Source organism: Gracilibacillus sp. JCM 18966 (assembly GCF_055392695.1).
In genome coordinates, this window is sequence record NZ_AP043883.1 from 668,501 (window position 1) to 689,556 (window position 21,056).

19 protein-coding genes are annotated in these 21,056 nt (G+C 38.7%); 3 read left to right on the forward strand and 16 right to left on the reverse strand.

Going from position 1 to position 21,056, the window contains the following annotated elements; genetic code table 11:
* Positions 1-2: 2 nt before the first annotated feature.
* The 3 genes from ACZ5N5_RS02975 to ACZ5N5_RS02985 are packed head-to-tail and all read right to left on the reverse strand — an operon-like array spanning position 3 to position 2,904.
* Positions 3-956, reverse strand: coding sequence for a sugar kinase (locus ACZ5N5_RS02975; protein ID WP_464373246.1), 954 nt, complete (start codon positions 954-956; stop codon positions 3-5).
* Between the two features lie 16 nt (positions 957-972).
* Positions 973-2,121 carry a galactonate dehydratase gene (gene dgoD, locus ACZ5N5_RS02980; RefSeq protein ID WP_277679532.1) on the reverse strand — a complete coding sequence of 383 codons (1,149 nt, stop codon included), beginning with the start codon at positions 2,119-2,121 and terminating at the stop codon, positions 973-975.
* Positions 2,122-2,139: 18 nt separating this feature from the next.
* Positions 2,140-2,904, reverse strand: coding sequence for an IclR family transcriptional regulator (locus tag ACZ5N5_RS02985; protein ID WP_054788098.1), 765 nt, complete (start codon positions 2,902-2,904; stop codon positions 2,140-2,142).
* 327 nt (positions 2,905-3,231) lie between these two features.
* On the opposite strand from ACZ5N5_RS02985, the gene ACZ5N5_RS02990 reads away from it, so the two are divergent.
* Positions 3,232-4,263: a glycoside hydrolase family 11 protein gene (locus tag ACZ5N5_RS02990; protein ID WP_425454601.1), complete on the forward strand. Its 1,032-nt coding sequence runs from the start codon at positions 3,232-3,234 to the stop codon at positions 4,261-4,263.
* Between the two features lie 218 nt (positions 4,264-4,481).
* On the opposite strand, the gene phnE (ACZ5N5_RS02995) is transcribed toward ACZ5N5_RS02990, so the two are convergent.
* The 9 genes from phnE (ACZ5N5_RS02995) to ACZ5N5_RS03035 form a co-directional block, all read right to left on the reverse strand.
* On the reverse strand, positions 4,482-5,288 hold the full coding sequence (gene phnE, locus ACZ5N5_RS02995) for a phosphonate ABC transporter, permease protein PhnE (protein WP_109985495.1): 807 nt from the start codon (positions 5,286-5,288) through the stop codon (positions 4,482-4,484).
* A gap of 16 nt (positions 5,289-5,304) precedes the next feature.
* Positions 5,305-6,120 (reverse strand): phosphonate ABC transporter, permease protein PhnE, encoded by an 816-nt coding sequence (gene phnE / locus ACZ5N5_RS03000; protein ID WP_464373247.1) that lies wholly within the window; start codon positions 6,118-6,120, stop codon positions 5,305-5,307.
* Complete coding sequence (gene phnC, locus ACZ5N5_RS03005; protein ID WP_464373248.1) at positions 6,113-6,892, reverse strand: phosphonate ABC transporter ATP-binding protein; 780 nt, start codon at positions 6,890-6,892, stop codon at positions 6,113-6,115. The genes phnE (ACZ5N5_RS03000) and phnC overlap by 8 nt, the downstream gene beginning before the upstream one ends.
* 94 nt (positions 6,893-6,986) lie before the next feature.
* On the reverse strand, positions 6,987-8,039 hold the full coding sequence (locus ACZ5N5_RS03010; protein WP_109985498.1) for a phosphate/phosphite/phosphonate ABC transporter substrate-binding protein: 1,053 nt from the start codon (positions 8,037-8,039) through the stop codon (positions 6,987-6,989).
* Positions 8,040-8,197: 158 nt separating this feature from the next.
* Positions 8,198-9,826, reverse strand: a complete 1,629-nt coding sequence (locus tag ACZ5N5_RS03015) for an Ig domain protein group 2 domain protein (RefSeq protein WP_277679537.1) — start codon at positions 9,824-9,826, stop codon at positions 8,198-8,200.
* Between the two features lie 190 nt (positions 9,827-10,016).
* Positions 10,017-11,000, reverse strand: coding sequence for a ring-cleaving dioxygenase (locus ACZ5N5_RS03020; RefSeq protein WP_464373249.1), 984 nt, complete (start codon positions 10,998-11,000; stop codon positions 10,017-10,019).
* A 204-nt stretch (positions 11,001-11,204) separates the two neighbouring features.
* Positions 11,205-12,032, reverse strand: a complete 828-nt coding sequence (gene nadE / locus ACZ5N5_RS03025) for an ammonia-dependent NAD(+) synthetase (protein WP_277679538.1) — start codon at positions 12,030-12,032, stop codon at positions 11,205-11,207.
* A 13-nt stretch (positions 12,033-12,045) separates the two neighbouring features.
* Positions 12,046-13,509 (reverse strand): nicotinate phosphoribosyltransferase, encoded by a 1,464-nt coding sequence (locus ACZ5N5_RS03030; protein WP_054788095.1) that lies wholly within the window; start codon positions 13,507-13,509, stop codon positions 12,046-12,048.
* Position 13,510: 1 nt separating this feature from the next.
* Complete coding sequence (locus ACZ5N5_RS03035; protein WP_054788094.1) at positions 13,511-14,077, reverse strand: cysteine hydrolase family protein; 567 nt, start codon at positions 14,075-14,077, stop codon at positions 13,511-13,513.
* A 128-nt stretch (positions 14,078-14,205) separates the two neighbouring features.
* Between ACZ5N5_RS03035 and ACZ5N5_RS03040 the strand changes: the two genes are divergently transcribed.
* Positions 14,206-15,090: a TIGR01777 family oxidoreductase gene (locus ACZ5N5_RS03040; protein ID WP_464373250.1), complete on the forward strand. Its 885-nt coding sequence runs from the start codon at positions 14,206-14,208 to the stop codon at positions 15,088-15,090.
* 36 nt (positions 15,091-15,126) lie between these two features.
* On the opposite strand, the gene ACZ5N5_RS03045 is transcribed toward ACZ5N5_RS03040, so the two are convergent.
* The gene (locus ACZ5N5_RS03045; RefSeq protein ID WP_109985502.1) at positions 15,127-16,293 is read right to left on the reverse strand and encodes a TraB/GumN family protein; all 1,167 of its coding nucleotides are present in this window, start codon (positions 16,291-16,293) and stop codon (positions 15,127-15,129) included.
* Positions 16,294-16,525: 232 nt separating this feature from the next.
* Between ACZ5N5_RS03045 and ACZ5N5_RS03050 the strand changes: the two genes are divergently transcribed.
* A complete protein-coding gene (locus ACZ5N5_RS03050) occupies positions 16,526-17,323 on the forward strand; it encodes a rhamnogalacturonan acetylesterase (RefSeq protein WP_277679129.1) in 798 nt (265 codons plus the stop codon).
* A 69-nt stretch (positions 17,324-17,392) separates the two neighbouring features.
* Here the strand turns inward: ACZ5N5_RS03050 and ACZ5N5_RS03055 are convergent, their stop codons facing one another.
* From ACZ5N5_RS03055 to ACZ5N5_RS03065, 3 genes are read right to left on the reverse strand one after another with little or no spacing between them, the layout of a single operon-like run.
* Positions 17,393-19,009: a type 2 periplasmic-binding domain-containing protein gene (locus ACZ5N5_RS03055; protein ID WP_464373251.1), complete on the reverse strand. Its 1,617-nt coding sequence runs from the start codon at positions 19,007-19,009 to the stop codon at positions 17,393-17,395.
* 36 nt (positions 19,010-19,045) lie between these two features.
* Entirely contained in the window at positions 19,046-19,942 is an 897-nt protein-coding gene (locus ACZ5N5_RS03060) for a carbohydrate ABC transporter permease (protein WP_245902222.1), read from the reverse strand.
* Positions 19,943-19,958: 16 nt separating this feature from the next.
* Positions 19,959-20,915 carry an ABC transporter permease gene (locus ACZ5N5_RS03065; protein WP_425454553.1) on the reverse strand — a complete coding sequence of 319 codons (957 nt, stop codon included), beginning with the start codon at positions 20,913-20,915 and terminating at the stop codon, positions 19,959-19,961.
* Positions 20,916-21,056: the final 141 nt, after the last annotated feature.

Consider the following 21,056-nt stretch of genomic DNA (forward strand, 5'->3'; position numbering starts at 1 on the left):
CATTATCGACTAACGTCTTCTTTATTTGGTTGAATAAAATGCTCGATTTCATCCTTTTCTGGCAAGCCTTCTACATCTCCATTTACCATCGTAACCATCGCACCTACCGCATTCCCTCTTTTCACTGCTTTCATTAAGGGTAACTCATCTAAGAGCCCTGAAATAAAGCCTGCAGCAAATCCATCACCTGCACCGACAGGGTCCACCACCTGTTCTACTGAAAAAGATTCCACAAATCCTGACTGCTCCGCTGTGTAATAGTAGGTTCCTTCTTTTCCAGCTTTTAATATGACCGTTTCGGCACCTAAGTCTAAGAAGCATTTAGCCAATTGATCAGGTCCCTTTTTTCCAAAAAGATAGGTAGCTTCACTTAAACCTGGCAAAATAATATCTGCTTCTGCCGCAATCTCTAGCATTACCTGTTGGGCCTTCTCTTTACTTGGCCAAAGTTTTTCTCTAAGATTAGGGTCAAAAACAACTTGCAATTCCTTACTTTTTGCTATACGTATCGCTTCCTTTATAGCCTGATAGCAACTCGTACTTAGCGCTGGTGTAATTCCGGTAATGTGTAAATATTTTGCTTTAGCGATATAATTCTCATCTATATCTGATGGTGCCATCTTGCTAGCAGCAGATCCACTTCGATAATATTGCACCCTTACATTCGCACTGTTGCGAAATTCTTTAAAATAGATACCTGTTGGCGCACTTTCATCCGTGTGAACGTGAGAAACATCGACGCCTTCTCCTTTTAGAAAAGAAAGGATAGCTTTTCCAAATTCATCGTTACCTACTTTACTAATCCAGCCTGTTTGATAGCCAAGTCTCGATAGTCCTATCGCAAAATTGGATTCTGCTCCTCCTATCTTTTTCGAAAAAGTGTTGGCATATCTTAATAGACCACTAGACTCTGGTGTAAACAAAACCATCGTTTCTCCAAGTGTTACCACATCCATTTTAGGTAGCCTCCTTTTACCATTCTGCTACAGTACCATCTTGATGACGCCAGACTGGATTTCTCCAAAAATGTCCTTTTTCTGCCATTTCTTTTACTTTATCCTCATTAATTTCTATACCTAATCCAGGACCTTGCGGGATTTTCACATGCCCATCCTGATAATCGAACACAGAACGATCCATAATATAATCTAGTAAATCACTCCCTTGATTATAGTGAATTCCAAGACTCTGTTCTTGAATGAAAGCATTGTGAGCGGTTGCATCCATTTGCAGACAAGCAGCTAAGGCAATCGGCCCTAATGGACAATGCGGGGCAACAGCGACATCATATGCCTCAGCCATCGAAGCAATCTTTTTACATTCAGTTATTCCACCTGCATGAGATAAGTCTGGCTGAATAATATCAACATATCCATCAGCAAGTAGCTTTTTGTAGTCCCATCTTGAGTACATTCGTTCACCTGTTGCAATCGGAATGCTTGTTTGATTGGCAATTTCCCGGAGTGCTTCATTATTTTCTGGTAAGACTGGTTCTTCAATAAACATTGGTCGATAGGCTTCTAATTCCTTTGCTAAAATTTTTGCCATTGATTTATGAACCCTACCGTGAAAATCAATGCCTATACCAATGTAATCTCCAACCGCTTCTCGGACAGATGCTATGCGAGCGATAGCCTGATCAATTTTTTCATAGGAATCAATATATTGTAATTCTTCTGTTCCATTCATTTTAACGGCTGTAAAGCCTGCATCCACCATTACTTTCGCTGCTTTTCCTACATCACTTGGCCTGTCACCACCAATCCATGAATAAACCCGAATCGAATCACGACATGCTCCACCAAGCAGTTGATAGATTGGTGCATTGAAATATTTCCCTTTTATATCCCATAAAGCTTGGTCTATCCCTGCAATAGCACTCATTAGGATGGGACCACCCCGATAAAAACCGGAACGGTACATGACATTCCAATGATCTTCCATTCGAAGAGGATCTTTTCCTACAAGGTACTCAGCTAATTCCTGGACAGCCGTTTCGACAGTAGCAGCCCGTCCTTCCACAACTGGTTCTCCCCAGCCAACTAACCCTTCATCTGTTTCGATTTTGACAAAACACCATCTCGGCTCTACTAAAAATGTCTTAAGTTTTGTAATCTTCATTCATTTGTCCCCTTTCTGTTAATGCTTGAAAAACCCTAATTGTTTTGAAATGGCTAAGCTTTGGTCTACTATTTCTTTTGCTAATTCTTCTTTCACTCTATCTTCCGTTACTCTTTCAGCAGGCCCAGCAATACTGATCGCGGCTACTGCTTTGCCGTTATGATCAAAAACAGGTGCTGCGATACAACGGATACCTTTCTCATGCTCTTGTTCATCCACGGCGTAGCCTATTTCACGAATAAGCTTTAATTCTTTGAATAATGCTTCTTTGTCAGTAATCGTATTCTCTGTAAATTTAGGTAGACCTTTTTCTTCGATCATTTTATCGACTTCTTCTTTACTTATGCCAGAAAGTAGTGCTTTACCTACACCTGTGCAATGCATAAATGCTCTTCTGCCAATTTGGGAATACATTCGTAGTGTTTGCTCACTCTCCACTTTATCAATGTAAACGACTTCATATTGATCCTGCATACAAAGATGGACCACTTCTCCTGAGCTTCTTGCTAATGTATGTAGTGCTTCCTTTGCCACAGAGCGAATATCTAGATTATTCAAGAGAGAGCTAGCGATTACTAAACATTGAATCCCAAGACGATAGTCACCATTTTCCTCTTTTTGTTCTACATAGCCCCTATTAACTAGTGTACTTAGAAGTCTGTGTGCCGTGCTTTTAGCAAGCTCCATTTTCCTTGAAAGCTCTGTAATCCCTAACCCTTCTGGGTGCTCAGCTAATAACTCTAATATCGATAATGTTCGTTCAACAGATTGTACTTGGGCCATTTTTGCTTCTCCTTTTGTTCCATTATACGGAACGATATTCTTTTATTTGGAACAATTATAGTTTATAAAAAAGAGAAATGTTCGTCAAGATAAAATTGGAAGTGGTTTCAATTTTATCTTGAACTAAAATTTTTTAAGTAATAGATATAGTTTCTATGGTAAAAATTGCACTCTATCTTTGTTATGATGGCGTTGAGCATTATTAAAACGCTTTTAAAAACAAGAAAGGAGGCTTAAATCAGCTTATACTATCTAACAAAGGAGGATATTAGATTAATGCGAAATAAGACAAGATTATTTTTCGCCACATTATTTTGTTTAGCTCTGATGTTTCCTGCATCAAATGTACATGCTGCGATTACGAGCAATGAAACAGGCACACATGATGGCTATGATTATGAGTTTTGGAAGGATGATGGTGGCTACGGAAGTATGACACTTAATAGTGGTGGTACGTTCAGTGCCGAGTGGAGTAATATTAATAATATATTATTCCGAAAAGGGAAAAAATTCGATGAGACTCAGACACATCAGCAAATAGGAAACATCTCCATAAATTATGGTGCGAACTATCAACCGAACGGAAATTCATATTTAACTGTATATGGATGGACGGTGGATCCGCTTGTAGAATATTATATTGTCGACAGCTGGGGAAGCTGGCGTCCACCAGGTGGAACTTCTAAAGGTACGATTACGGTTGACGGAGGTACCTACGATATCTATGAAACCACACGCGTCAATCAGCCTTCTATTAAGGGTACTAGAACTTTCCAACAATATTGGAGTGTACGAAGAACGAAACGAACTAGTGGAACGATCTCTGTTAGTGAACACTTTAAAAAGTGGGAAAGCTTAGGTATGGAAATGGGGAAAATGTATGAAGTTGCCCTTACCGTTGAAGGCTATCAAAGTAGTGGTAGTGCGGATGTCTACCGTAATACATTAACAATCGGCGGGAACTCCGGTGGCGGTGGTGACGATGGTTCTGGCAATACTACGAGGGTGGAAGCAGAAAATATGACTAAAAGTGGTCAATATACCGGTAACATTAACTCACCATTCAATGGAGTCGCTTTATATGCTAACAATGATTCCGTAAAATATACGCAATATTTCCAAAGCAATACCCATAGCTTCTCCTTACGTGGGGCCTCATCCAATCACTCAAATATGGCCGAAGTAGACCTTCTAATAGGAGGAGTGTATAAAGGAACCTTTTATTTTGGTGACGGTTATCCCGCTGTTTATACCATTGACAATGTTAGTCATGGAACCGGAAATCAAGAAGTGGAGCTTGTCGTAACATCCGATAATGGGGAATGGGACGCCTATGTCGATTATTTAGAGATCCATTAATAGGAGACTCCCAGTGAGGAAGCCCTCGCTGGGATCTTTTTCATTAGAAGTGGCGAGAAAACGGAGTATAGTGGCGGGAATGCAAAGGAAAGTGGCGGATATACTAAATAAATTGGCGGAAAAAGCTTAGAAAGTGGCGGGATAGCATCTCTAAATGATAAGCGAGTATAATAAGAAACATCAATAGATAAGAGCTTCCCCTCTATTGATGTATCATTTTACCCTCTCACTAATTTTGTTCGGATTTTATTAGATGTAAGCTCAACAATTAAGATGAGCACAACCAATCCAATTAAAATCGATCCTACTTCATTCCATCTATAGGCATTCATTGCAAAAATAAGTGGTGCACCAATACCGCCGGCACCTACTAAACCTAATATAGACGCTTCTCGTAAATTCATATCAAATCGATAAATCATGATCGAAAGAAACACGGAGAATAGCTGTGGAATGATGCCATATCGAATTTTTTCAAAGGTTGTACAACCAATGGATGTCATCGATTCAAAAATACTTGTGTCCAAATCCTCAATAGCGTCCACATATAGCTTTGCAAGCATTCCAATTGAAATGACGGCGATCGTTAAAACACCGGCAAAAGGGCCTGGGCCTGTTACACGAATAAACATTAGACCATAGACCAATGCAGGGACTGTTCGTATAAAAATAAGTAGCAATCTTGTGATAAAGGCAACTGGTTTTGGAACAACATTGGATGCAGAGAAAAAGGCAAGTGGGATGGCTAGAATTGATCCAATGATGGTTCCAAGAAATGCTATTGCAATGGTTTCGACTAATAAATAAGCTACCCCTTGAGTTCCTGTTGCTAATAACAAATCAAGATCTGGGCTAATAATTCCTTTTAATATACTTCCTGCAATGGACATTCCACTTTGTTCAAGATTTTCTATATTAACAGCAGTAATGGACCACGCAAATAGAACTACTAAAACAGCAGAAATCAGCAAGATATAGCGATTGTTTCTCGGGGCATGATATAATTGTTTTTCGACTAAATTCATGTATGAAAGACTCCTTTTACGTTAGCTTTTTCCTAAAATGCTCACTGATTGTTTCAATGAGAAAAACCGTGATCGCTAGCATCAATAAAATCATGCCAACACTTGCATAATCCCGCCAGCCTAATCCCTCGTTTAGCAATAAACCAATCCCACCAGCACCTACATATCCTAAAATAGCCGCATAACGCACATTTCCCTCAAAGCAAAACAATGAGGTAGATAAATAGTTTGGTAGAATCTGAGGAAAAATAGCATATCGAAACGCCTGGAGCTTATTCATTCCAATAGACTCCATTGCTTCAAATGCCTCCATGTTAGCATTTTCGATTTGTTCATAGAGTAGCTTACCGACATATGCTAGTGTGAATAGAAAAATAGCGACAGTACCAGCAAGTGTGCCTAATCCAAAAATAAAGGTGGCGATTAATGCGGATACTAATGTAGGCATTGTTCTTAATATGCTTAAAAAGACCTTCGTGATCATAGTGATGATTTTAGCTTTAATAATATTCGTAGATGCTAGAAATGCGACGGGAACAGCTACCACTGCGCCCAAAAAAGAGCCGAGAATGGACATTTTAATTGTGTCTAATAATGGTTGCCATAAACTTGGGGAGTATTCCCATTTAGGTGGAATCATATCCCCGATGATCACAAAAAACTCATACCATCTACTCATTAATTGCTGGAAAGCAAAATTAGTAAATCGAAAAGATAAGATCAATCCAACAAGGACTAATACTAGAATAATAGGAGTTCGTGATCTCTTTTCCTTCACTACACTACCACTAGCTAGTACAATTTTTTTCGGAGGGAAAATTTTGTCATACATAAACTTTTTCCCCTTCCACTTCTTTCATTACGTCTTCTCGACCTTTGTAAATAAGATCTAACACTTCCTCTGTAACATCTTTCGCACTGCCATCGTATACAATTCTGCCGTCTCGGACCCCAAGTATTCTATGCGCATACTCCAGAGCAATTTCGACATGATGGATGTTCATAATAACCGTTATACCCATTTCTTCATTGATCCTTTTAAAATCGTTCATAACTTGCTTAGAGGTCACAGGATCAAGGGAGGCGATCGGTTCATCTGCGAGAATAATCTCAGGATTCTGTGCCAATGTTCTAGCAAGCGCTACCCGTTGCTGCTGCCCCCCTGATAATTGGTCCACTCTTACAAATGCTTTATCCAAGATTCCGACCTGCTCCAATGCTGTTAGCGCCTTTATTTTGTGCTCTCTGGAGAAGATACCTGTCACCTTACGCCAGGCAGACAGTTCTGGCACTAATGATACTAACACATTTTTCAGCACCGAAATTCGTGTCACGAGATTAAAGGACTGAAAGATCATTCCTATTCGCTGACGAAACTTACGAATCTCATATCCTCTTAATTTACCTATATCGATGCCATCAACGATCAGTTTTCCACGAGTGATATCATGCATTCGATTAATACAACGTATAAGTGTTGATTTACCTGCTCCTGATAAACCAATAACAGCAACAAATTCTCCTTTTGGAATTTGTATATTAATATCTTCTAATGCTTTCACATTATTGGGATACTTTTTTTCAACATTTTTAAATTCAATCATTGTGATTCTCCATTCTTGTTTGAAAGCTTCCTTCGTTCTTGAAAGGTGAGAAAATGAGAACATCAAAACGATGTTCTCATGCTTGCAATGCTCTTTAATTTAAGCTTTGCACAATCTCTTGTGCTTCTCGCTCATTATCATAATCCGATGACTCTGCTTCTTGATAGCCTTCATGGTTATAGATAGAAATAACTTCTTTACCTTCATCCGTTTTGGCGATATTAATAAATGCCTGTTGAATGGCTGCTTTCAATTCATCTGTCATCTTTTCTGAATTCTTGCTCACACTCACGGTGTCATTATAAATTCCTGGTGTCACACCAATTACATTCGTTTCATCCCAAATGGATGCTTTTCCTCCAAATTCATCTTCCCATGCTTCTGCATTATCTCTTCTAGCGTCTGCATAAGTGACCATCACATCAATTTGTCCTTTCGCTAAACGGGCAAATGCACTCCCATAGGAATCTACTTGAACGGCATTATCTAAATCTGCAATCGTCTTATCAAACTTCTCACGTAGCCAAAGCGATGGATAAATATATCCTGCTGGTGAAGAAGAGGACATGACTGCCCAGGAAGCACTGTTCACATCTTCAAATGAAAGCTCTTCTCCATTGTTTACTTTTTCCGCTAATGCTTGTCCTTTTTCGGAAGGGCCTGCAATCATAAGTGCGCGATAATAGGTTACTTGATCCTCTACCGCTTCTGTCGGTTTATTATCATTCCAATCCTTGGCATTGTCTGAATCATTATTTAAACCTGCTCGAGTTGCAGTTAATATTACTTCCGCACCATCATCATAAAGCACATATGTACCACCAGGAATTAATCCAATATCTGTTGTACCTGCTGAAAGAGCTTCCCCAACTGCCTCATAATTGGTACCTACTGAAATATCTACTTCGCCAATCTCATAACCCTGTGTTGCCATCTCTTCTTTCAATAAATCCTTTAATGGTTCTGTTGCGGTAATGATTTCGTCTGGCTCTCTTGATGGTACAAAGCCAATCGAAAGTGTATCTATTTTTTCATTAGAACCTTCTCCATCCGTTTCTTTTTCTTTCGCAGAGCCTTCTTCTGTGTCACCACATGCAACTAGTATTGAAAGCAACAAGGCGATCACGATTAACCATAGCTTTTTCAATTTTTATCCCCCTCAAGTCATCCATATTTCCTAGACAATACCATCTTAAATTGCAAATATTAAGAAATAACCTTATTTTTGTAAAATTTTTGTAAATCATAGAAATAGGAATACCCGATGCAGAGCATTCCTATTTCTTGTCCATCTAACTAACCCGATTAAGGATGAATCTCCCAATTGTCAATATTAATTCGTTCACCAGATACACCTTCTACAAGAAGACGAAAACGAACAGGGTTTCCTTCATTAACTGTTATATCTTTCGTTGCTAAAGAGCTACCGCTATGATAAGGCCCTCCAATTGTTGACCACGAAGCTCCACCATTTGTTGACTTTTGGATAGACCATTTGGCACCACTATCATTGCCAAAATTAGCATGGGATAAAGATATACTTGATGCGCTATCCACGTCAAAATTCATTTCAATAGAACCTTCTGCCCTAATTCTTGCTGCTTGTGTACCATTTTTCTTATCACTGGAAAGGTCTCCTAGCAGGGCATTATCAAAATACCAAGATCCTGAGGATAAGCTAACTGTACCTGCTGCATAGGCTCCTTTACTTCCGCTTTCAAAGTTTTCCATTGCATCATTCTCAATAGGATCACTATCTTCCGCCCCTTCATATCCATAGGATCCTGGGTCAAAGGTTGAGCGATCCCACCAATCGTAATCAGGCTCTGGTAGACTCCATGGCTCGGATTGAGGTTCAGTAGATGTCACAGGATTCTCTAATGCTAACAATTCGGTTTCTTGATCCAATTCCAAACCATTCACCTGATCTAAGGAGGTGTAGTTTTCCTGTACGGCCAACCAATTGATAAGATTGACAAGTAAAATATGATTATCTTGGTCATAAAATCCATCATATGTTTTCTTCGTTCCACCAGTTTCTTCTCGCTTATACTTCGGCGTAATGTCTTCTACTGGTGAAGAATCGCCTATCACCGCGACTTTTCCTAGATTTGATTTAGAGATAGCAACATATGGTCCTTCTTCTATCCCACCACCATTATAAACACCTTGGTCTACCGCATGTGACCAAGCCTCATTCGTTTCTTCGATATACACGATACCTTTGGCTTTATCCGAATCAGTAATCGCTACAGTAGAGCCTGCGTGCATGGTCATCGTTCCGACACCTTCGGTAATATCAAATGCTTGAGAAGGTTCTACAACTAGATCGGAATATACATTTCCTAGTGAATTGTAACGAATTCTGAACCCAAAGTTATCGGATAACCAATCAGAGCTTTCTACATCTTGCATATAAAAAGAATTTGCTTCTTCTGAACTCATCCCCTTGGCTGGATCCTGCCATGCACCTCGACGGTACCCGTTAAACGCTTCAGAGGAATCCCATCTATTCTTATTTCGATCGGCATTGTAATGATCAGCGATGAAAAAAATACTTCCACCCTGATGGACATAATCTAGCATTGCCTCCTGCTCACTGGTTGAAAAGGGAATATTAGCTTCAGGGATAACAAATACTTCATAATCATCTATATCATCTAAAGTAAACCTGCCTTCTTTTCTTAATTCCGTTACATAATATCCTTCCTCTGCAATCGCATCGGCAAAATCTGAAAAAGCGCCATCTATCACCCAATCTGCTGCGCCCGCTGTTTGCCCATGAGTATTATCGAACAAGACAGACTTACCATTTGCCGTTTGGGATGGTAATATTTCTGGAGCTGGATCAAGTGGACCCTCCGCACTTAAACTTGGAGCTAGTAACCAACTAAATAGAAACACAAGGCCTAATGAAACTAACTTTCTCCTCATCTTCTTCATCCTTTCAGAAAATTTAATTTCAAGTTCACCACCATCACTTCCTTTTTAAAGTTAGCATATAATTGTTTTATTCCTATTGAAGCTCTGTTAACTCTTTGTAAAATTTTTGAAATTAAGCATACTTTTAAGATATGTAAAAAGACTTTCCTCCATAGTAGGAAGAAAGTCTCTTCAATTCCAATTACTCGTATTCCTTTTCGATTGTCATTGTACTTCTAACCGTGTCAATGTGGCGTACCATGCCTTCAATCTGTTCTCTTTTATCCTCTAAAAATGGTGGTAGGGAAAGCCTCTCCCCGAGTGTCTCGTAATCCTCATCACCCATAAATCCTGGGCCATCTGTGGCAAGCTCGAATAAAATCTGTGGAGCTACCCTTGTATAAAGAGATTGGAAGAAAAAGCGATCAACAAAGCCTGATGTTTGAAAACCGAATTGCCGATAATGTTTATCCCATTCTAACAATGTTTCTTTGTTATCTACCCGAAATGCGGCATGGTGTACCGTTCCGTACCCTTGCTGGGCCATTGGTAATACGACGTTTTCTTCGACAATAACTCTTGCTCCATTTCCACCTTCTCCCACTTCAAATAAATGGAAGGAATCTTCTTGTTCGATTTCTTCAAATTGTAATACCTTTTCCATCACTTGTTTAAAATAGGCAAAATCCTGTATCCGAACAAAAATTGGACCCAAGCCAGTGATGGCGTATTCTAACGGAATCGGACCATCTTGCCATGGGATCCCTGAGTCGACCCCAATGTTGTTTTCATCTGATATTAACTGATATTGTTGATCATCAAAGTCTACAAAGGATAATGTCTTTCTGTTGAATTGTTCTTTAATCCCAGTATGTTTTACTTCTAATCGATCGAAGCGTTTTTTCCAATATTCTATCGCTGCATCACTTGGTACTCGAAAAGATGTTTTATAGATCTCATTCGTTCCATGTGTTCCTTTTGGGATGCCTGGAAAATCGAAAAACGTCATATCTGTACCTGGATTACCTTTATCATCCGCAAAGAATAAATGATAGGTTTGGATATCGTCTTGATTAACGGTTTTCTTCACTAAACGCATCCCTAGAACATACGTGAAAAATTGATAATCTTTTTCTGCACTACTCGTAATGGCTGTAACATGGTGTACCCCTTTTAAACCATTCATCTGATTCATCCCCTAGTTTCGGTGTTTTTGAAATTTACCATTGCTAATCGTTCGAAAGACCCCAATGATGGAAATTCATTTATCTCGAATTCAAGATAAATATAACATAGGATCTTGATTAGGTCAATTAGTTTGTATTCTATATAGACAGAAAGGCTATCCTTCCCATCCTATAAAAAGAAATGTTTAGGGTAGCCTCATGTTTTACTTCCACCAATTATCAAAAACAGAAATTGGCTCTTCTCTTTTATGCCTTGTTTTCATATACCAGTTCTCAATTGTTTCGGCATCTTGATCGCTAACTGGTTTGCCTTCTAGATAGTTATCTATCGCTTCATAGCTTACTCCTAATGCAACTTCATCAGGAAGCATCGGCTTATCACTTTCCAAATCTGCTGTCGGCGTTTTTAAGTATAAATGTTCTGGACAACCAAGCATTTTTAAGATTGCTTTCCCTTGTCGCTTAGTAAGACGATATAATGGAATAATGTCTGCCGCTCCATCTCCATACTTGGTGAAAAAGCCAGTCACTGCTTCGGCTGCATGATCAGTCCCAGCTACTACACCGTTAAGAGATGCAGCAATATCATACTGTACCTTCATACGTTCTCTTGCCTTTGTATTTCCTTTTACAAAATCACTTAGTGGACCGATTTCTTTTTCCACTGCTTCCTCACTCGCATCTACTGCTGCTTTAATGTTTACGCGAACTGTTTTACTCGGTTGAATAAAAGCCAAAGCATCCAAACAATCTTCTTCATCCGCTTGTTCCCCATACGGAAGCCTCACTGCAATAAATTGATAATCATTCTTTCCGTTTTCCTCATTTAACTCATTAACTGCTGTTTGGCAAATATAACCTGCTAACGTCGAATCCTGACCTCCAGAAATCCCCAATACAACACTTTTCAAAAAAGAATACTTTGACAGATAATCTTTTACGAAATCGACACTTCGGCGAAACTCTTCTTGCGGATCAATTTCTGGTTGTACTTTTAGTTTTTGGATAATTTCCTTTTGCAATGGACGCATGTGATACACTCCTTTATTCTGATTTCACCATATCTTTAACACGTTGTTTGATTGCTTTTATCAGGTTCATTTTATTTTCCCAGCATTTTTCACTCAAATCAACAGGATATTCCTCAGGCTTCATTGTTCGCTTATACTCTTCCCATAAGAGATTCATATTTTCCGTTGTGTAATTTTGAATTTCCTGAAGACTAGGTGACTCATAGCAAATTTCCCCATCTACTACGACATCCTGATGTAAATCCTTCGCTGTGAAATTCGTCACAAACTTACTAATATAGGTATGGACAGGGTGAAACATCTTCAGCCTCGGCTCTTCCTGGGGATTCTCATCTTCTAAAGCAATATAATCCCCTTCAGAGTGGCCATTTTCATTATTAATAATGCGATAAACACGTTTACTACCAGGTGTAGTCACCTTTTCGGGATTAGCCGAAATCTTAATCGTATCCACCATTTCTTCATTCTCTTCGATCGAAACAAGCTTGTATACTCCCCCAAGGGCTGCTTGATCGTAAGCAGTAATTAGCTTTGTTCCTATTCCATAGATATCAATTTTAGCTCCCTGTGCCTGTAGGTTTAAAATTGTATATTCATCTAAATCGTTTGATGCGATAATCTCTGCATCTTTAAATCCAGCAGCATCCAACATTTTACGGGCTTTCTTAGATAAATATGCCATATCTCCACTATCTAAACGGATACCTTTAAAATTTATTTTATCACCGAATTCCTTCGCTACACGGATGGCATTAGGAACACCAGAACGAAGTGTGTCATAAGTATCTACCAAGAAGACACAATCATAATGGGTGCTCGCATATTTTTTAAATGCTTCATAATCACTGCGATATGCCTGTACCATAGAATGGGCATGTGTCCCTGCTATCGGTATGCCAAATAGCTTTCCTGCTCGGACATTGCTTGTTGCAGAAAAACCACCGATATAAGCGGCACGGGTTCCCCAAATGGCAGCATCCATTTCATGAGCTCTTCTCGTACCAAATTCCATCACAACACTATCACCAACAACATATTTAATCCTAGCAGCTTTTGTCGCAATCAATGTTTGATAATTCACAATGTTCAATAAAGGTGTCTCGATTAATTGTGCTTCTGCCAGTGGTGCTTCGATGCGCATAAGAGGCTCATTGGCAAAAACAACTTCCCCCTCTTTCATAGAACGTATCGTACCACTAAAGCGCATATTGCGTAAATACTCTAGAAAGTCGTCATCATAGCCGCCAATCTCTTTTAAGTAAGTCAAATCACTTTCGGTAAAACCAAAATTATGAATAAAATCCAATACCCGATCTAATCCTGCAAAAACAGCATAACCATTGTCAAAAGGCAGTTTGCGAAAATAGAGCTCAAAAACTGCTTTATTCTCTGCCATTCCATCTCTCCAATAGGTTTCTGCCATGTTTACTTGATACAAATCAGTATGCAGCATCAAGCTATCGTCTTCATATGTCATCTCAGTTTCCTCCAAATTCCTTCACTTTTGCTCCTAGTGTTTGTGCAAAATGACCAAGTGCCCATTCGTGTCCTGCTTGATTAAAGGAGGCAACAGCATCTTGGTAAATTACCATGTCAAACCCTTTATTATAAGCATCCACTGCTGTATGTAAAATACAAATATCGGTACATACCCCAATTAAGTGTAGCTCTTTTATCCCTCTTTCGCGAAGTAAAAGCTCCAGATTAGTTCCAGCGAAAGCTGAATATCTCGTTTTATCTATATAGTATACATGATTTTGTTGCTTATTTGCTTCATAAACAGCTTTCAAGCTTCCGTATAAATCTCTTCCTTTTGTTCTCCTGATATTATGTGGCGGAAACAGATTCGTTTCTGGATGGTAAGGGTCGCCTTCTTCATGGACATCCACAGCAAATATAGTAAGATCCTTTTGGTCCATAAACGATTTCGTAATTTCTGTTATTTTCGCTTCGATTGCTTGTCCAGGCTCCCCACATGTTAAAGCACCATTAGATGCTATAAAATCAACCGTATAATCAACATTGATAAGTGCACGCTTTGCCATTCTGCTCCCCCTTAGATTCTTACTTATTGGTTTTCCCATTATATCAAAATTTCACACAATTTTCAGAGTTTTTGTCAACAAATGGGTGCTTATATGTTAGGATGAGGAAAAAGTGTGAGGTGATGCCATTGAAAAAGAAAGTAGTAATCACAGGTGGTTCAGGCTTCATAGGAGCTTATCTGAGAGAGAAGTTCCTAGATTTAGGCTACGATGTCGCTACCATTTCACGAAAGCCACCTGCTATAACATGGAACGATCAAGAAGGAATGATACAAGCTCTCAATCATGCTGAACTGGTAATTAATTTAGCTGGAAAATCGGTAAACTGCCGTTATAATGAGAAAAACAAACAAGAAATTCTGACATCTAGAACAGGAACAACAAAATTATTAGGAGATGCAATCAGTAAATGTGAGCATCCACCGAAATTATGGATAAACTCAAGCACTGCTACAATCTATCGTCATGCAGAGGATAAACCAATGACGGAGAAGGATGGAGAAATCGGAGTAGGTTTTTCTGTCGATGTTGCAAAAAAGTGGGAAAATGCCTTTTTTCAATTTTCTTTGCCGAACACAAGACAAGTTGCACTTAGAATAGCAATCGTACTCGGTCCTGATGGTGGGGTAATGCCACCTTATAAAAATTTAGTAACATTTGGCCTTGGAGGGATTCAAGGAAATGGTAGACAGATGTTCAGTTGGATTCATATTGAGGATATATGGAACATCATCCTTTTTTTAAAGGATAGAGAGGATTTGTCTGGCATATTTAACTGCTCAGCACCGAACCCGATACCAAATTATATTTTGATGAAGGAATTAAGAAGGAAGTTAAATCGACCATTAGGATTACCTGCTCCAGCGCCACTGTTAGAACTTGGTGCCATTTTTATTAGAACAGAAACAGAGCTTATTTTAAAAAGTCGCTGGGTCTTACCAGATAGGCTAGAGAAGGCAGGATACAGTTTTCATTATCCAACTATCCAAGAAACCTTGGAGGATATTTTATAGAGGATGGGCTACTTGTCCATCCTCTAACCACCTATTTTATAAATTGTTGAAAAACAACCTTATAATATCTGTTCCTGCTATAAAAGTTCCTAAACCACTACCGATATTAGCAAAAACAATCACTAATAAGATTCGTGTTACTTTGTTATTCCAAAAGCCCTTCACTGTTACAGCATCCTCTGAAAGTGACTCGAAATCGGACACCTGCGGACGCTTGAGGTAAGCTTGAGCAAAACCAGCGAACCACCCTGCTGCCATCAATGGATTCAATGAAGTAATTGGTGCAGCAATCAAGGCGGTTAAGACTGCCAAAGGGTGACCAAGCGCAATAATAACGCCAAGTGCAGATAAACCGCCATTCCATATGAGCCAGCTCAATACCTGCTGCCATCCAGCAACCGGATTTGCTATAAAGGTGTATACAATTAAAGCGATGATCAGAAGAGGAATGGACCACCCTATAATTTTAGGCGCTTTTGACTTTGGTGGAACCTTTGTCAGTGCTTTTAGATCATGCTCTTTTCTAATTTCCTTTGTGATACCTGGAACATGGGCAGCACCTAGTACCGCTACAATTCTCTTTCCTGGAGCTTTTTTAATTTTTTGTGCAAGATATTGATCACGCTCATCAATAAGCGGTTTTTTCAATCGAGGAAAAGCTTCTGTGAACTCACTAAGGACACTATCAATCGAATCCTGTGTTTTCATTTTCTCAAGCTCTTCTTCTGTAATAGTTTCCTTTGAGAAAACACCACCAATTACTTGAGTGAGTAACATCATTTTTCCTTTAAAGCCGATGCTTCCCCAAATTCGTGAAAAGGTTATCTGAATATTACGATCGGCTAATACTAGCTCTGCACCGATTTCTTCCGCTGACTCGATTCCTTGTATCATCTCTTGTCCTGGTTTTATTCCAAATTGCTTAGCCATCCGCTTCTGAAAGGAGGATATCGCAAGGTTCATTAAAAGCAAGGATGCTTTTTTTTCTTTAATAACTTGGAAGATGTCCATCTTTTGCCACTTACTATCATGGACAACTGATTCATATCTTTGTTTATCCAGTTCGATACAAACAGAATCGGGCATTTCCTTCTGAATAACTTCCTTCACCTGCTCTGCACTTTGCTTCGATACATGTGCAGTACCAATTAATATGTATTCCTTCCCATCTAACTCAATTCTTGTAATATTTTGATCTGTCATCAATAATTCCTGCCTTTTTATAGAAATTATACTTTTCATTATATAGTAACTACTAAAGAAAACATACTAATTTCCTTTACCTACATTATTGAAAATAACTAAAAAATCTCTATGCAGAAGACAAACTTAATGATATATTAATCACTGGAAAAGTGGACAGTTTATTCAGTATGTTTGCTTCGGAATTAGTTAAGCTAAGCCTATGACTTCTATGATAGAAAGGAAAGAAAAAATGGTTGATGGTAAAAGACGAAAACTCTCCATGATTGTACTGTTCTCCATCATTTTCGTATTTAGTATCGGTATTATAACGGTTAATTCATCCTCTAGTAATAAAAAAAGAGAAGAAAATCAGACATGGATTTATATTGCAGGAGATTCTACAGCTTCAAACTATACAGAGGAGCGTGCCCCTAGAACAGGTTGGGGACAAGTATTAGATCCTCTTTTCGATAAAAAGATTGAGGTGATCAATAAAGCGGCATCAGGAAGAAGCTCTAAAAGCTTTATCGCGGAAGGAAGATTGGATGAAATTCTTTCTGAAATACAAAAGGGGGATTACCTCTTTATACAATTTGGCCACAATGATGCAAAGGAAGACAAGCCTTCTCTATATACAGATCCTTCTACCACTTATAAAAGCTATTTAAAGCAATACATTGATGGAGCAAGGGAACAAGGAGCCCTCCCTGTACTTCTTACACCTGTGGAAAGAAGAACCTTTTCTGAGGATGGAACGTTTATTCCTTCACATGGCGATTACCCAAAAGCAATGAAGGAGCTTGCCCAAGAGGAAAATGTACCAGTACTTCACATGACAGAAAAGACAACGGAATTATATAATCAGTTAGGCCCGGAGGAAAGTAAAGATCTTTTTATGTGGCTGGAAGAAGACGAAAGCCCTAATTATTCAGAAGGCGTACAAGACAGCACACATTTTCGCAAAACAGGAGCAACCGAGATAGCTCAACTAGTCGTGGAAGAGATTGAACGTTTAAAATTAAAGGGCCTTTATAGTCATTTAAACTGAAGCCGAAAAAAGGTTTCCCAATGTTAATAGGAAACCTTTTTTCATTGATTAACTTCACTAAACAAATGTTCAGTTTGCTTCTAAATATTGATTATAGGCCTCTTGATTAATTTCAACATATCTTCCTACACCAAGTGATTCAAGGCCTGCGACATAATCATCCCAATCATCCTCAATGCTCAATTCACCGGTAATAAACTGAACAGAGCTCTGCTCGACATTATCGAGAATATTTGTTTCTAATGTCGCTAACTCATCCTGAACATTTTCAGGATACCATATCGCCCAGAAAGGGAATAATTCATCTGGTTCCTTTCCTTCATAAAGATAGGTCGCCTCCTGCAAGCGCCGCTCAAAACCTTCGTCTGTATAAATATCCTCCGCCTGCACCCATCCATCTCTATATTCTCTTGTTTGGTAATATTGAGCACTAGCTCCCCAAGCATTATTTGTTGGTTCATCTGAATGCAATTGCTTTAAATTTGGTTCAACCTCTTCATTAATCGCGACATCACCTTCTTCAGGCTTGATCCAATCCTCTCCTTCAACACCAAAATGGGCCCGAGTAGATCCTTCCTCTGTAAACATATAATCTAATAGTTTTATCGCTTTAATTTGTGCCTCTTCACTTGCTTTATTTGTAATAGCAAAAGTAGCTCCTTGTACTACTGGATAGTAATAGGAAGCATACTGTCCATGTGGGCCTTTTAATGGTGTTAAAGGATCATAGGCATATTGATTCTCGTTATTCGTAAACTCCCATGGGTGGATGGATGTTGCTGCACCAAGTAACATTTCTGTATTATTTCCTAATTGTAAATAAGCATCTTGATTTTGAGTGAATGCTCCTGGATCAATCAATCCTTCCTCATATAATGATCGTATATATGTTAATCCCTCCTTCCACTCCACTTTATTCGCTACGAATTCTACTTTCCCATCCTGAACCATTAGCTTCGAATCCACATCGTCATATATAAATCCATTCATTAAAAAAGGGATAATGGAATGTTGTGGTAAAGCAATCGATCCACTTAAAGGTATTTCATCTGATTTTCCATTTCCATTGGGGTCTTGTTCGTTAAATGCCGTTAACACATTTTTAAACTCTTCATGTGTTTCAGGTATAGACAAATCCAGTTTCTCTAACCAATCCGTATTAATCCACATTTTGTTCGGCCATGTGCAATGAAAGCATTCTTCTAATTGTGGAATTCCGTATATATTCCCATCTGGAGCCACCGTGATTTTTCGAAACTCCTCATGTTCCTCTAGTACCTTCTGAAGATTTGGTGCATGCTCTTCAATCAAGTCGTTTAATGGTATTAACACTCCCTGTTTTCCATATTTCAAAAGATCATTTGCTTTAAACTGATCCACCCATTCAGTAAGGAAGTACACATCAGGGTAATCTCCACTTGCTAAAGAAATTTGCCGGCGCTCTTTGGCTGCTGCTCCATCCATGGAGGTTGTTTCAAATTCAAAATTAATTCCAAATTCCTCTTCTGCAAATTTTGTAAAGGAATTGGTTTCCAAATCTACTGTATTACTTTCTGGCATAAACACTGTCATTTTCGTTTTCCCATTCGAATCGGTTTGCTCCTCTGATGTTTCTTTATCCGAATTACACGCAGTTAATACGATTACCATGCTAAAAGAAATAAGCAAAACCATCAGCTTTTTCATTTTTTTCCCCCTCATCATGATTAGCTGTAATAAAAATTATCCCTTCACTGAACCAATGAGCATCCCTTTTACAAAATATTTTTGTGCAAATGGGTAGATCATTAGTACAGGCAAGCTAGAAATCACTATTAAAGAATATCTCATCAGGTTAGCTAATTGTTCTCTCCTCTGCTGTTCAGCAATATCCATATTAGCTCCAGAGTCACTTTGCACAATCAATAATTCACGAAGCTCTAGCTGAAGTGGAAACAATTCCTCTGACTTTAAGAAAATCATCGCATCAAAATAACTATTCCATTGAAAAACCGCGTACATCAATGCTAGAACAGCAATAATTGGCTTTGACAAAGGCAGAACAACATACCAAAGAAATTTCAAACTACTACAACCATCCATCTCACTTGCTTCCACCAGTTCATCTGGCACACTGGATTGAAAAAAGGTTCTCGCAATAATTACCTGCCATACCGCCATTGCCTTCGGAAGGAGAATTGCCCAAGGTGTATCGAGCATCCCTAGCTTTTGAACCACTAAATACTCAGGTATCAATCCTCCATAAAAAAGCATAGTAAATAAGATAAAAAACATGAAAAATGTTCGCCCATAAAACGATTTTCTCGAGAGTGGATAGGCAAATACAACGGTTAAAACAACCGAAATAATCGTATAGCCAATTGTGTATAAAATGGAGTTACGAAACCCTCTGATCACATCCGAATTCGTTAATACCTCTATATACCCTTGTAAGGAAAAATCAACGGGCCATAGCCACACCCTCCCTGAAGTCACAGCTTCTGGACTACTAATAGAAGCACTAATTATATAAATAAGCGGATATAAAACAACGATCATTATGCAACAGAGGAACACATAAATAGCTCCAAGAAATAGGCGATCACCAAAGGATTCCTTTATCCATATTTTACTGCTCACTTGAACTACCCCTTTCTTACCACAAACCGTCACCTGAAACCTTCTTCGCCAAGGCATTAACGATGATTAATAGTACGAGATTGACAACAGAATTAAATAAACCTACAGCTGTACTGAAGCTGAAATTGGCATTAATAATTCCCATTTTGTAAACATATGTTTGTAAAATTTCTGAAGTACTCAGGTTCAAAGGATTTTGAAGCAAATATACTTTTTCAAATCCAATTGCCATCAAATTACCTACACTTAGGATGAGAATAATAACAATTGCTGGCATAATCCCAGGTATGTCTACGTTCCAAATTTTTTGTAGCCTAGATGCACCATCCATTTTCGCCGCTTCGTATTGTTGCTTATCTACCCCTGCAAGTGCCGCCAAATAGATAATGGCAGAATAGCCTGTTAGCTGCCATGCATCAGACCAAACAAAAACAGAACGAAACATTTCTGCATTTCCTAAGAAATTAATTGGCTCAAAGCCAAAAAACTCCACAAACGAGTTAATGATCCCTGTTCTAGGCGACAACATTAGGATAATCATCGAAACAATGACAACAGTAGAAATAAAATAGGGTGCATAGGTAAACATCTGAACAGAACGTTTAAATAGCCCATCTTTTATTTCATTTAAGGCAAGTGCCAAAATAATCGGCAATGGGAAGGTAACTGCTAAATGATACAAGCTTAATAGCAGAGTATTTTTAATCAGATCCCATGCCACAGGATTTTGGAAAAAAGCTTCAAAATGCTTGAAGCCTACCCACGGACTTCCGAATATTCCCTCTACAACGTTATAATCCTTAAAGGCGATCACCGCCCCCACCATTGGTACATATTTAAAGATGACAAAATAAAGAATAGGTGGGATCATTAATAGGTATAACTGCCAATGCTTGCGAAAACTTCTTTTGGCCAAATGTAATTGAGAGGTTTTCTTTTTTTTCAAACCGTCATAACCATGACCTATCTCCATCGCTTGTTTCAATCTTCATCCTCCCTTCTGTTCGAATAATAGCACCTCATTGGTAAGCGCTTACAAATAAATTATCATGTTCTGGCTGAAGAGAATACAGACAATTCTTTTTATAGCGTACAAATTTAGAATTTAATGAAA